This window comes from Actinoplanes campanulatus, assembly GCF_014647795.1.
Taxonomy (GTDB): Bacteria; Actinomycetota; Actinomycetes; order Mycobacteriales; family Micromonosporaceae; genus Actinoplanes; species Actinoplanes campanulatus.
The window spans coordinates 26,518-39,008 of the sequence record NZ_BMPW01000016.1; the positions used below are offsets into that span (position 1 = coordinate 26,518).

Below are 12,491 nucleotides of genomic sequence, written 5' to 3' on the forward strand. Positions count from 1 at the left end.
ATGCCGGACCCGTTCGGCGGGCACCGGGAAGGGGCGCTGGAATCGCCTCGCCCGATAGTGCCGACTCCGGCCACCATGGCCGGCGAATTGCGGGGACGGCGCGTGCTCGTCGGATTGCCCGGCCACGGTTGGCGAGGCGATCTCCGGGCCGACGAAAAGGTGATACAGGGCAGCCGGACCTACGTTCCGGTGATGCCGGAGGCCGAGTGGTACAGGGCCGAGGCGGAAAAGACCGAGGTATTCGCCGCACTGGTTCCGGTCGAGCGGGTCTGGGTCGAGGAATTAGGATTCGCGGGCACCAGCATTCCCGGCGCCAAGGTGAACCAGCTGGTCTCGCTCGATGAGCCGCCGCGGCGGCCCCCGGTGGCGGCGATCGACGCGGATTCACTGACCGGGCGACGGGTCACACAGGTTCTGGAGGACGGCGAAGAACGCCGTGACCTGCGGGCCGTCACCGAGACCCACGTGAGCGACGACGGCACGGTCACCGTGCGCGTGGCTCAGGAACTCGACTGGTACAGGTGGGGCTGGAGCGGGAAGATACCTCGCACGCTAGAGGTGCCGGCGCACCTGGTGTGGGTCGAATAGATCTCAGATTTGCCTAGCCCCACACACGCGCCATCCATCCTCGTCAACAACCACGAACTCCCACGAACTGCTATCTCGGCCAGCTTGGCCCGAAATGGTCCGCTTTAAATCAGCTCCAACGGTCCCTGTCTTGCCGCCAGTATTTACCTCCAGGCTCGACCAGGTGACCGAGATTCCCACAGAGAATTGCTGCTCACGTTGGACCGTATCGTCACGAAATTGCTCCAGCTGAGCAAAATCGCCGCCGGACTCACATCGGTAGAGCGCGGTCTCCTTCTCATCCTTGTTGACGAGGAATGCCGCAAGGAAGTTGTCGACCACGGCGTCAGGGGCGGTGCGCTTGATCTCGGTGGCGTCGTTGTAGAGGAGGAAGACGGCGCCTACGCCGCCCAGGCAGAGGAGGGCCATGATGCCGCCGCCCATGGCCAGCCACAGGCGGGCCCGGCGGCTCTGCAGGCGGGCACGGGGACGTTCCGGGGGCGTCACCGCGACGTCCCCCTCGTATCCGGCCCTACCGGCGCCAGGCTCACTGCGTTGCATACATACGACAGTAGTTCGTCCACAGAGGGTCTACGGGTTCCACTCGGGCAGGGTGATGAACTCGGTCAGGGTGCCCCAGTGCTCCAGGACCTCGACGACCGCCGCGCGGATGACGGCGAGGTCGTCCGCGGCGATCGGCTCGCCGTCGTCCCAGACGGGTACACGGGGCAGGTAGACGCCGTAGGAGCCGATTCCGCGGTCGACCGGCAGGACCATGCTGTGGCCCCGGTAGTCGGCCCGCAATGTCTCCCGGTCGACGCTTCGCAGGACCACGCCGGTGTCGGTCCGCGCCGCCTGGCTGCGGATCTCCTCCACCCCCATCCGTGCCTCCATCCGAACGTCACGCCTCGGGGTCGATGACACCTATCCTCGTCACTTCCGGATTCCGCTCCAAGGCCGGCTTCTCCACGGTGTTCCAGATGCTGTTGACGCGCGGCTCGTGCGCCCAGGCCGTCACCGCTCCATGCGCGTCGTCGGCGTACCTCTCGGAAAGGCGTGCCCAGACGTTGTCGGCCTGGTTGTTGCGAATCGGCGACCCGTCCTCATAGAGGAGCATGCCGTCGAACCTGGCGCCACCCGGCGTCTGTTCGAGCGTCACCGAGGTCACGCCGTCGGTGTGTTTCTCGGCGTAGACCCGCATGGGTGTTCCGGCGCTGTCCTTGCCGGAGTAGAAGTTCGCGCCGTCGATGGGGCTGCGTACGTCGGCTCGTTCGACCTCGCGCATGAGGCGGTGGAATTCGGAGTTCTGTCCGAAGTGCTTGGCGAGTTGGCCGGCGTGCTGGGCGGCGGCCTTGGTGCCGGCCGTGCGGAGAAGTTCGGCGGCCTGGGTGAACGAGTGGGCGATCTCGCCCTCGACCACCTGGAGCGCCTTGTGGACGAGCTGGCGGCAGGCGATCCGGCTGGCGGCGACGAAGAGCGGGATCTCGGCGAGGGTTGCGCCGGCCGAGACGGCGGCGGTGGCGATGGCCTGACCGACCTGGAAGGCGAGCAGGGTGAGCTGGGCCAGGTAGGCGGTCTTGAGGGCGACCGTGACACCGGACATGGCGATGAGGCCGGCGCCGATCAGTTCGACGGCGGTGGCCGCGTCGGCGAGGTGGCGGCCGGGGCCGTCGTCGCCGTTCCACCACTGTTCGAAGGCCTCGACGGTGGCGCCCTCGTTCTCCAGCCACACCCGGCGGGCGGCCGCGTCCGCGTCGGCGGCGTGCAGGCGCAGGCGGGTGCCGTGCTGGATCCAGGCCATGCCGTCGGCGTAGAGGCGGTCCTCGTCGGCTTCCGGCCAGCTGAGGCCGAGCCATTCGAGCGGCTCGGTGAGTTCCGGGGGCAGTTCGATGGTCATGATTCGGCCCTCAGTGCGGCCGCGGCCGTGGCGTCGGTGGCGGCGACGGCCCTGGCCTGTTCGGTGAGGGTGAGCGCGGCCTCGCCCATCTGCTGGACGTGGGAGCCGAGCGCCTGTAGGGCGTGCCCGAGGACGGCCTGGTAGGCGACGGCGAAGACGCCGCCGCTGTCGTCGCCGCCCCACGGGTTGCCGGGGCCGGCGACGGTGGTCTCCAGGACGGCGACGTCGTCGGCCATCCGCTGCGCGATGCCGGCCAGGGCGCGGCCGGACGACGCCACCGCTTCCGGGTCCAGTCTCATCCGTACGTTCATGCCGTCACCTCCGCTTCGGTCCGGTGGCGCTCGCAAGCTCGCTCATCGTCCGGCCGCCCGCCGGGAGAGGTCGTGCAGGGCCGCGGAGATCTCGGCGAAGCGGCGTTCGGCCGCGGTGTTGACGTCGGCGACGGCGTCCTCGTACGCCGTCCGGTGTTCCGTCTCCATGCCGGCCTGCGCCTCGGTGATCGCGTCGAACAGGGCGGTCCGCAGTTCGTCGACGGTGAGTTCGGTGACCTGCGGGTCGAGTACGACGTCCCACAGTCGCCCGTCGCCGTCGAGTTCGATGCGGACCAGGCCGTCGGCGCCGGTGCCGGCGGACGCGATGTAGTCGGCGGTGTCGCCGGATTCCACCGTGTGGGTGGATCGGGCGTGCTCACCGTGCCTCTGCGTGTGGTCCACCGCGGCCTCCCCTCGCTGCCGTCCCGCGCGGATCGTGTGGGTATGAATACCGCTGTTGCACGCTTCGGGTTCAAGCCGACACGCACCGTTTCGGTGGTGGTCCTGAATGGACTGGTCGCGACCGGTCCGGCACGAAAGTCGCACCGGGGACGCAACGCGGTGACCGGGCGGGTCTGGGATAGGTTTTATGGCGCGGACAGGAGGTGACGGCAGTGGCTGATTCGACTCTGCGGGTCCGGCAGGCCGCTGCTCTGCACCGGCAGGCGGTGGCGGCGGCGGACGCGGCCGCTGTCGCGTTGGAGGCGTACGCTCCGGCCGCCGCCGACCCGCGTGAGCAGCATCGTCTGGCCGACCGGCTTCGGGCGGCGGCGGCGCGGTTGGCGCCGGGCTGGCTGGGGTCGACGCTTGACGCGTTGTCCCCGGTCGCGCCGCTGGGTGGGGACGGGATACCGCAGTTCGTCCGGGTGGGGCTGGCGCAGCCGCTCGACGACGTGCGTTTTCCGGCCGTGGTTCCGCTGCTGGGCACCGGTCATCTGACGATCGACGCGACGGCCACCGATCCGCGGGTGTTCGGCCTGCTGCGGTCGCTGCTGTTGCGTCTGCTGGCGGCCGCACCGCCGGGTTCGCTGCTGGTGCGCGCGGTGGACGGGGTCGGTGGCGGTGCGGTGTTCGCGCCGTTCGAGGAGCTGTCCGACGCGGGTCTGATGTCGCCGCCGGCGACCGATCGGCAGGGCCTGCGGGATGTGCTGTCCGAGGCGGAGAAGTGGCTGCGCCCGGCCCGGTCCGGCGGCCGGCGGGGGCGGCGGGATCGCAGTCTGCTCGTGGTGATCGCGAGTCTGCCGGAGTTGACCGAGGGCGAGGAGCTGCGGCGGATCGCGGCGCTGGCTCAGCAGGGCCCGGATTCCGGGCTGCATCTGATCGTGGCGGGCTGGCCGCCGCCTCCGCTGACCGCGGAGACGACCCAGGCGCCGCTGCCGCGGACGACGGCCATCTCGGTGCGCAACCCGTATGCGATCGTCGGCGACCCGCCGGGCGGGACGTTCGGGTCGGCGCCGGCGGCGACGTGGCTGAACGCGCCGGTGTTCCTGGACGAGGATCCGCCGCCGCGCCTGATCGACGCGGTCTGCCGGGAGCTGGCGGCCGATTCGGCGGAGGCGTCCCGGGTCGCCCTCTCCGACCTGCTGCCGGACGAGGAGTTGTGGTCGCAGGACGCGGCGGCCGGTGTGGAGACCGTGGTGGGCCATCACGGTGACGTGCCGCTGGTGCTGCGGTTCAACGACCTGACCCCGCACTGGATGCTGGGCGGTCGGTCCGGCGCCGGCAAGACCGCCTTTCTGATCAATGTCCTGTACGGGCTGGGCGCCCGCTACAGCCCGGACGAGCTGGCGCTGTACCTGCTGGACTTCAAGGAGGGCGTGTCGTTCGCCGAGTTCGTCCCGACCCAGCGGGACCGGACGTGGCTGCCGCACGCCCGCGCGGTCGGTGTCGAGTCGGACCGGGAGTACGGCCTGGCCGTCCTCCGCGAGCTGGACGCCGAGATGGGCCGCCGGTCGCTGGCCTACAAGCGGGCCGGGGTGTCGCGGTTCGCCGATCTGCGGGCGGTCGCCGCCGAGGAGGGCCGGGGTGGTTCGCTGCCCCGGGTCCTGTGTGTGATCGACGAGTTCCAGGTGCTGCTGGCCGGCAACGATCCGATGGCGGCCGAGGCGGTGGCGCTGCTGGAGTCGCTGGCCCGCAAGGGCCGGTCGTACGGGATCCATCTGGTCCTGGCGAGCCAGACGGTCCTCGGTGTCGAAGCGCTGTACGCGAAACGCGACTCGATCTTCGGCCAGTTCCCGGTGCGGATCGCGCTGCCGGGCGGCGGGGACGTGCTGGAGCCGACGAACGACGCGGCGGCCGGCCTGCCGATGGGCAGCGCCGTGGTGAACACGGCCGGTGGCCTGGGCGGGCCGCGGGGCGCCACGCGCGGGCACGAGCGGGTGGTCCGGTTCCCGGATCCGCACGCCGATCAGAGGCTGCTGAGCGATCTGCGGCACCGGCTGTGGGGTGCCCGCGACCAGGAGGCGCAGCCGCCGCGGGTGTTCGCGGGTTACGCGCATCAGCATCTGGCCGACGATCCGACGTACCGGGCGGCGCTGGCGGGCCGGGTGGCGCGCCCGGCCGCGCTGGTCGGCCGGGTGATCGACGTGGCGCTGTCGTCGGCCGCGTTCCCGTTGGACTCGTCGCCGGGCCGGCATCTGGCGGTTCTGGGCTCGCAGCCGGCCGGGGCCGAGGTGCTGGACGCGGCGGCCCGGAGTCTGGCCGCCTGCCACCCGCCGCGGACCACCCGGTTCGTGATCGCCTCGATGGTGGCCGAGGGTGACGAGCTGGCCGCCGAGCTGGCCGCCGAGATCGGGCACCGGCAGGAGGTGACGGTGGTGGACGCCGCCGGGCTGGCCGCCGAGCTGGATCCGGAGCGGCCGGGTTACCGGGTGGTGTTCGGGCTGGACGCCGCGCCGCCGGGCAGCCTGACCGGCCTGCGGCGGCTGTTGCGGGAGGGCCCGAGCCGTGGCGTGCATCTGCTGTCCTGGTGGCGCGGGGTGCGCCGGTTCAATGAGGAGACCGGCGGCAGCATGGGCCGGGAGGATGTGGCCGGTCTGCTGTTCCTGAACGTTCCGCAGTCGGACGTGTCGCTGATGCTGGGCCGTCCGGTGGACTGGCAGCCGCGGGAGAACCGGGCGCTGCTGCACGACCGGCATGCCGATCGCACGGTGACCGTGGTCCCTTTCGTAGCGCCGGAGAGTGACGCGCCGTGACCGACCAGGCGGAACAGCACGGAGTGATCCCGGTGCAGGCGGGGCCACCGGCGCCGGGGCCGTGGGCGGACTATCTGGAGGCGGCCCGGGAGCTGGACGCGCTGCGCCGGGCGGCCAGTTCGTCGGCGGGTGAGCATGCCGCGACGGTGGCGGCCGCACGGCAGGAGCTGACCTCGGTCCGGGCGCGGTTGGCGCCGCAACGGGCTCGCCTGGCGCGCGATTTCCGCGTACCGGAGAGGGATCTGACGCCGCAACCCGCTGAGCAGGCGGCGGCGCTGGACCGGGTGGCCGGTGGACCGCCCGCCGTGCTGACGGCGCTGCGGGAGGCGCGAGTCACCGCGGACGCCGCGGATCATGCCTTCATCGGGCCGGTTCCGGCCGGTCCGGTCCGGCCGTGGGCGCGCAACCTGCTGATCTACGGCCCGTTCGCGGCCGCTGTGCTGATCGTGCAGGTGCTGCTGTTCCTGGTCGCCCCGCCGGGTTCGTCGTCGACCTACGCGCTGCTGTGCGGGCTGAGCATGCCGCTGCTGGCGTTCGGCATGGGGTGGGCGACGATCGGATTCGTCTACGGCGCTGAGGGGGCGAAGGTGGATCGCACGCCGGTGGCCGGGCTCATCGCCTGTCTGACGCCGGTGCTGCTCACCTGTGCGGGCACCGGCCTGGAAGCGTTGTTCAATTAGGGCATGGCGAACGTCGAGGAAGTCAAGGTCAACGTAGCGGCCACGGTGGACGGCGCCCGGCAGGCGGTCGGCGGCATCCGGGCCGTGGCCGATCAGCTGGACGAGGCGCTGGCCCGGATGCGGATGACCGCGGTCGGTTCGTTCCATCCGGCCGCCGCGGCCGCGATCGCGCATCTGGAGCAGGCACGGGCCCGGTTGGACGAGGCGGCGCAGCTCACGCATGCGGCGATCGACTCGGCCGATCAGTACCGCAACGTCATCTAGCGTTGATCAGGGCCATCGCCTCGGCCCGCACCTTGCCGTCGGTCTGGAAGCCGCCGCGCACGGCCGAGGTGACGGTCCGGGCGCCGGCCTTGCGGATGCCGCGCATCTCCATGCAGAGGTGCTCGCACTCCAGGACGACTATCGCGCCGCGGGCGCCGAGCTGCGTCATCAGCAGGTCGGCTATCTGCGACGTGAGGCGCTCCTGCACCTGTGGGCGGCGGGCGAACACCTCGACGAGGCGGGCCAGTTTCGACAGGCCGGTGATGCGCCCGTCGGTGCCGGGGATGTAGCCGATGTGCGCCACGCCCTTGAACGGCAGCAGGTGGTGCTCGCACATGCTCTGCAGCTCGATGTCGCGGACCAGGACGAGTTCCTCGTGGTCCGCCTCGAAGCTGGTGGTGAGCACGGTGGCCGGGTCGACCCGCAGGCCGGCGAACAGCTCCGCGTAGGCCCGGGCCACCCGGGCCGGGGTGCGCTGGAGACCGTCACGGTCCGGATCCTCACCGACGGCGATGAGGATCTCCCGGACCGCCTTCTCGATCCGCCCGAGGTCGACGGCCTGCTCCACCGGGGTACCGGTGAGCTTGCCGTCGACCAGGCGGGCGGCGAGATAGTCGAGTTCCTGCTGCGTACTGATTAGTTGCTGCCTTCCGCACCGTTCGCGTTCGGGTTCTGGCCGACCGCGATCTGCCCGTCCGCCTCGGCCTGCGCCTTCAGCGTCTCCCGCTCGGCGGGGGTGAGCACCGGCGGCGCCTCGGAGGGCAGGCGCTTGCCGAAGCCGTTGAACGGCGACATCGGCGGGCGCTTCGCCACCCGGGCACAGATCCGGTTCATGTCCTCCTGAGTGATGGTCTCCTTCTCCATCAACTCAAGCACCATGCTGTCGAGCACGTCGCGGTATTCGACCAGGATCTCCCAGGCCTCGTCGTGGGCCAGCTCGATCAGGGCCCGGACCTCGCCGTCGATGTCGGCGGCGACCGCGTCCGAGTACGCCTTGTCGTGGCCCATGCTGCGGCCCATGAACGGCTCGTCGCCGGTGGTGCCGTACTTGACGGCGCCCAGCTTGGAACTCATGCCGTACTGGGTGACCATGGCCTTGGCCAGGTTGGTGGCCTTCTCGATGTCGTTGCCGGCGCCGGTGGTTGGCTCGTGGAAGACGAGCTCCTCGGCGGCCCGGCCACCCAGCGCGTACGCCAGGGTGTCGATCATCTCGGCACGGGTCTGCGTGTATTTGTCCTCGGTCGGCAGGACCAGCGTGTGGCCCAGCGAGCGGCCACGCGGCAGGATCGTCACCTTGTGCACCGGGGCCGAGTGCGGCAGAGCGTAGGCAACCAGCGCGTGCCCACCCTCGTGGTACGCGGTGATCTTCTTTTCCTTGTCGCTCATCGCCCGGGTGCGGCGCTCGGGGCCGGCGATGACCCGGTCGATCGCCTCTTCGAGGTAGTCGTTGCCGATCGCCCGCTTGTCGTGCCGGGCGGTCAGCAGCGCGGCCTCGTTGATCACGTTGGCCAGGTCGGCGCCGGAGAAGCCGGGCGTGCGGCGGGCCACCGAGTCGAGGTCGACGTCCGGCGTGAACGGCTTGCCCTTGGCGTGCACCCGCAGGATCGCCTTGCGACCCTCCATGTCCGGGTTGTCGACCGGGATCTGCCGGTCGAAACGGCCGGGACGCAGCAGGGCCGGGTCCAGGATGTCCGGGCGGTTGGTCGCGGCGATCAGGATGACGCCGCCCTTGGTGTCGAAGCCGTCCATCTCGACCAGCAGCTGGTTGAGGGTCTGCTCGCGCTCGTCGTGGCCACCGCCCATGCCGGCGCCACGGTGCCGGCCGACGGCGTCGATCTCGTCGACGAAGACGATCGCCGGAGCGTTCGACTTGGCCTGTTCGAAGAGGTCGCGGACCCGGCTGGCGCCGACACCGACGAACATCTCCACGAAGTCCGAGCCGGAGATGGAGTAGAACGGCACTCCGGCCTCGCCCGCGACGGCCCGGGCCAGCAGCGTCTTACCGGTACCCGGGGAGCCGAACAGCAGCACACCCTTCGGGATCTTGGCGCCGAGGGCTTGGTACTTCGTCGGGTTCTGGAGGAAGTCCTTGATCTCCTGGAGCTCCTCGACCGCCTCGTCAGCACCGGCCACGTCGGCGAACGTGGTCTTCGGCGTGTCCTTGGTGATCATCTTCGCCTTGGACTTGCCGAAGTTGAGCACGCGCGAGCCGCCGCCCTGCATCTGCGACATGAAGAGCAGCAGCAGGACCACGAGGATCGCGATCGGCAGCAGGTTGATCAGAATGCTGAGGAGAATGTTGTCACCGGAGACCGTGGCGTTGACCGTGCCGGAGATCCGGTTCTGGTCCTTCGCCTGGTCGACCTGGTTCCAGATCTCGTCGGTGAGCTCGTACGGATACTGGGTCTCGATCTTGTCGGTCGACTTGTTGTTGAACGTCTCGGCCTTTTCGAGATCGATCTGGAGCGTCTGCTCCTTGTCCTTCTGGACGACCTTCTTGATCCCGGGTTGGTTCAGACGGTCGAGAGCGACCGAAGTGTCTACCCTCTGGTAGCTCGGACCACTGGTGAAGAAAGAGCTCAGCGCCACTACGCCGATGATCACCAGAATGATCCAGACCACCGGGCGGCGGAAGAAACGCGTACGTTCCATACTGTTGTCGGGCGCCAAGCGCCCGGACCCTCCTGATCGGCGTCCTGGTCACCTCAACGTCGCCGCGTGGTGGGCGGCCCCTCCGGCGCTTGTGACGACTACGCCATTGGTCACTCGACCGTACACCGTAGGTGCCGCCAACGAACCCGTGAGGCGGTAGCGCGAAGACCGGGTATCGGTGGGGAAGTCAGGGCGGTTCAGGTGCAAAACCGCCCATAACGACCAATACTGAGAACACGCTGAGAAAGCGGTTCAGCTACGGGCGTACACCTCGGGCTTCAAGACCCCGACGTACGGCAACTCCCGGTAGCGCTCGGAGAAGTCCAGCCCATACCCCACGACGAACTCGCTGGGGATGTCGAAGCCCACATACCGCACCGGAACCTGCACCTTGACCGCGTCCGGCTTGCGGAACAGGGCCACCACCTCGACGCTGGCCGGCTGCCGCGACTCCAGGTACTTCATGAGCCAGGAGAGGGTCAGACCGGAGTCCACGATGTCCTCGACGACGAGCACGTGCCGGCCGGCGATGTCCCGGTCCAGGTCCTTGAGGATGCGCACCACGCCCGAGGAGGTGGTGCCCTGCCCGTACGACGAGACGGCCATGAACTCCATCTCGGTCGACGGACCGTGCTTCCCCAGCGCGCGGGCGAAATCGGCCATGAACATGACCGCACCCTTCAGCACACAGACCAGGAGGATGCCACCGTCGGCGTCGGCGTGGTCCACCGACACCTGCTTGGCAAGTTCGTCGATCTTCTCCCGGATCTGTTGCTCCGAGATGATCACGTGGTCGATGTCGGTGTCGTACCAAGAGCCATCAGCCATGGGCCTAGCCTGCCGTATGGAAGTTACCGTTAGGCCAACGGGGCCAGTTTCCGAACGGGACGCCTCACTTGATATAGGACGGAACCACCCGTACGAGGTCGTCCATGTGGCGAGCCACACCTATCCCGGCGGGCAGATGCACCGCTCCCTGACCGTGCCAATCGGTCACCAGAGCGTCCATCGCGACCACGTGCCCGAACCCCAGCGCCGCACCCGGCGCCCCCAGCTCCCGCGCCCAGCGGTGCAGCACCCGCCCCCGGATCGCCGCTTTCTGACCGGCGAGCGCCCGCACCGACAGCCCTCTCGGTGACCGGGCCGACTCCAGGGCGAGACCGGCGAGCTCGTCCAGCGCCTCGTTGTCCGCCGCCACCAGGGACGCGGTCCGTGCGAGGTTGCCCAGCACGCCCGGGCCCAGCGCGTCGACCAGCACCGGCAGCACCGCGGACCGCACCCGGGACCGGGCGTACGCCGGGTCGGTGTTGTGCGGGTCCTCCCACGGGGCCAGGCCCAGGGCGGCGCAGGCCTTGCGGGTGTCCGCCCGGGCCACGTCCAGCAGCGGGCGCCGGAAGATCCCCCGCCGGCCGGGCATCCCGGACAGTCCACGAGGGCCGGCCCCGCGGGCCAGCGCCAGCAGCACCGTCTCGGCCTGGTCGTCGCGGGTGTGACCGAGCAGCACGGCGGCCGCGCCCAGGTCGGCGGCGGCGGTGGTCAGCGCCTCGTACCGCGCGGTGCGGGCGGCCGCCTCCGGGCCGCCGGGCAGGCCGGCCACCGAGACCGTGGCGATCCGCACCGGGTCGAAGCCGGCGTCACGCGCCCAGGCGGCCACCGACCGGGCCCGCCGGTCGGAGCCCTCCTGCAAGCCGTGATCGACCGTGACCAGGCCCACCCGACGACCCACGAACTGGGCCGCCGACGCCAGCGCCAGCGAATCCGCCCCGCCCGAGCAGGCCACCAGGACCAGCGCGTCACCCGGCAGGTCGGCCAGCCCACGGCGCACGGCGGTGCGGACGGCCGCCACCGGCGGCGGGATCCGGGCCATGTCAGCCGTGCACCCGGGTGACCCAGGCGTCCGGGTCGCCCAGCTCCTCCAGGCGGGGCAGCGTGAGCGGGGACTCGAAGATCCGGTTGAAGCCGTCCATGCCGACCCGCTCGACGACACCGTGCACGAACTTGCGGCCCTCCGCGTACTGCCGCATCTTGACCTCGATGCCGAGCACCCGGCGCACCGCCTTCTCCAGCGGGTTGCCGCTCTCCCGGCGGCGGTTGAACTTCGCCCGGATCGACTCGACCGTCGGGATCACCTCGGGACCGACGCCGTCCATGACGAACTCGGCGTGCCCCTCCAGCAGTGTCATCAGCGCGGTCAGCCGGTCCAGCACGGCCCGCTGGGCGGGAGTCTGGACGACGTCCAGCATCGAGACCCGGCTCTCCTCGTCGCGCAGCGCCTCGGACAGGGTCGCCACGCCCCGGCGCAGCCGCTCCAGGATGTGCTCGCTGCCCTGCGACGCGTCGACGAACGCCTGCACCTCGCCGAGGAAGTAGCCGCGCATCCACGGCACCGCGGTGAACTGGGTGCGGTGGGTGACCTCGTGCAGGCAGACCCAGAGCCGGAAGTCCCGCGGGTCGGCGCCGATCTTGCGCTCCACCTCGACGATGTTCGGCGCGTTGAGCAGCAACTGGCCGGGCTCGCCGGAGAACACCTCATACTGCCCGAGGACGCGGCCGGAGAGGTAGGCCAGCACCGTGCCGGCCTGCACGCCGGTCACCCGGGAACCGATCGCGTCGGCGAACGGGCTCGGCTCCCGGTCCCCGGACAACCGGCTGACCAGCGGGCCGATGACCTTCTGGAGACCGGTGATGTTCACCCGGGCCCAGTCCCGCCGGTCCACCACACGGACCGGCGGCACGTCGGTCTGCGCGATCAGACCGGTGTAGGCCGCCACGTGCACGGCCGCCTCGTCGGTCAGGGTCCGCAGCTCGGACACCACCTGGGTGGCCTCCTCGAAGGAGACCGCGGGGCCGGTCTTCGACAGCGCGCCCGCGGTCGCGGCGGCCAGATCCCAGTCAACGAACTGCGCCATGCAGCCCACCGTACCCG

Annotated in this window: 14 protein-coding genes; 4 read left to right on the forward strand and 10 right to left on the reverse strand. The window is 70.4% G+C overall.

Annotated features, from left to right (window positions below; all coding sequences use genetic code 11):
• Window positions 1-588 (forward strand): hypothetical protein, encoded by a 588-nt coding sequence (locus tag IEZ13_RS28085; protein ID WP_229795118.1) that lies wholly within the window; start codon window positions 1-3, stop codon window positions 586-588.
• A gap of 3 nt (window positions 589-591) precedes the next feature.
• On the opposite strand, the gene IEZ13_RS28090 is transcribed toward IEZ13_RS28085, so the two are convergent.
• The 5 genes from IEZ13_RS28090 to IEZ13_RS28110 are packed head-to-tail and all read right to left on the reverse strand — an operon-like array spanning window position 592 to window position 3,177.
• On the reverse strand, window positions 592-1,128 hold the full coding sequence (locus tag IEZ13_RS28090; RefSeq protein WP_229795120.1) for a hypothetical protein: 537 nt from the start codon (window positions 1,126-1,128) through the stop codon (window positions 592-594).
• 30 nt (window positions 1,129-1,158) lie between these two features.
• On the reverse strand, window positions 1,159-1,449 hold the full coding sequence (locus IEZ13_RS28095; protein WP_183224367.1) for a hypothetical protein: 291 nt from the start codon (window positions 1,447-1,449) through the stop codon (window positions 1,159-1,161).
• A gap of 19 nt (window positions 1,450-1,468) precedes the next feature.
• Window positions 1,469-2,464 (reverse strand): WXG100-like domain-containing protein, encoded by a 996-nt coding sequence (locus IEZ13_RS28100; RefSeq protein WP_183224365.1) that lies wholly within the window; start codon window positions 2,462-2,464, stop codon window positions 1,469-1,471.
• Entirely contained in the window at window positions 2,461-2,775 is a 315-nt protein-coding gene (locus IEZ13_RS28105; RefSeq protein ID WP_183224363.1) for a hypothetical protein, read from the reverse strand. Before IEZ13_RS28105 ends, IEZ13_RS28100 begins: the two co-directional genes overlap by 4 nt.
• A 42-nt stretch (window positions 2,776-2,817) precedes the next feature.
• Window positions 2,818-3,177 carry a hypothetical protein gene (locus IEZ13_RS28110; protein WP_183224361.1) on the reverse strand — a complete coding sequence of 120 codons (360 nt, stop codon included), beginning with the start codon at window positions 3,175-3,177 and terminating at the stop codon, window positions 2,818-2,820.
• 203 nt (window positions 3,178-3,380) lie between these two features.
• Between IEZ13_RS28110 and IEZ13_RS28115 the strand changes: the two genes are divergently transcribed.
• Genes IEZ13_RS28115 through IEZ13_RS28125 form a run of 3 tightly spaced genes read left to right on the forward strand, consistent with a single transcriptional unit; the run spans window position 3,381 to window position 6,913 of the window.
• Window positions 3,381-5,969, forward strand: coding sequence for an FtsK/SpoIIIE domain-containing protein (locus IEZ13_RS28115; protein WP_183224359.1), 2,589 nt, complete (start codon window positions 3,381-3,383; stop codon window positions 5,967-5,969).
• Window positions 5,966-6,649 carry a hypothetical protein gene (locus tag IEZ13_RS28120; protein WP_183224357.1) on the forward strand — a complete coding sequence of 228 codons (684 nt, stop codon included), beginning with the start codon at window positions 5,966-5,968 and terminating at the stop codon, window positions 6,647-6,649. Before IEZ13_RS28115 ends, IEZ13_RS28120 begins: the two co-directional genes overlap by 4 nt.
• Before the next feature lie 3 nt (window positions 6,650-6,652).
• Complete coding sequence (locus IEZ13_RS28125; protein ID WP_183224355.1) at window positions 6,653-6,913, forward strand: hypothetical protein; 261 nt, start codon at window positions 6,653-6,655, stop codon at window positions 6,911-6,913.
• Here IEZ13_RS28125 and folE read toward each other — a convergent pair.
• From folE to IEZ13_RS28150, 5 genes are all read right to left on the reverse strand, one after another.
• Window positions 6,906-7,550, reverse strand: a complete 645-nt coding sequence (gene folE / locus IEZ13_RS28130) for a GTP cyclohydrolase I FolE (protein ID WP_183224440.1) — start codon at window positions 7,548-7,550, stop codon at window positions 6,906-6,908. The genes IEZ13_RS28125 and folE overlap by 8 nt on opposite strands.
• On the reverse strand, window positions 7,550-9,565 hold the full coding sequence (gene ftsH, locus IEZ13_RS28135) for an ATP-dependent zinc metalloprotease FtsH (protein WP_183224353.1): 2,016 nt from the start codon (window positions 9,563-9,565) through the stop codon (window positions 7,550-7,552). Before ftsH ends, folE begins: the two co-directional genes overlap by 1 nt.
• Before the next feature lie 252 nt (window positions 9,566-9,817).
• Window positions 9,818-10,393, reverse strand: a complete 576-nt coding sequence (hpt, locus tag IEZ13_RS28140) for a hypoxanthine phosphoribosyltransferase (protein WP_183224351.1) — start codon at window positions 10,391-10,393, stop codon at window positions 9,818-9,820.
• A 64-nt stretch (window positions 10,394-10,457) separates the two neighbouring features.
• The gene (gene tilS, locus IEZ13_RS28145) at window positions 10,458-11,432 is read right to left on the reverse strand and encodes a tRNA lysidine(34) synthetase TilS (protein ID WP_183224348.1); all 975 of its coding nucleotides are present in this window, start codon (window positions 11,430-11,432) and stop codon (window positions 10,458-10,460) included.
• Between the two features lies 1 nt (window position 11,433).
• On the reverse strand, window positions 11,434-12,474 hold the full coding sequence (locus IEZ13_RS28150; protein ID WP_183224346.1) for a zinc-dependent metalloprotease: 1,041 nt from the start codon (window positions 12,472-12,474) through the stop codon (window positions 11,434-11,436).
• Window positions 12,475-12,491: the final 17 nt, after the last annotated feature.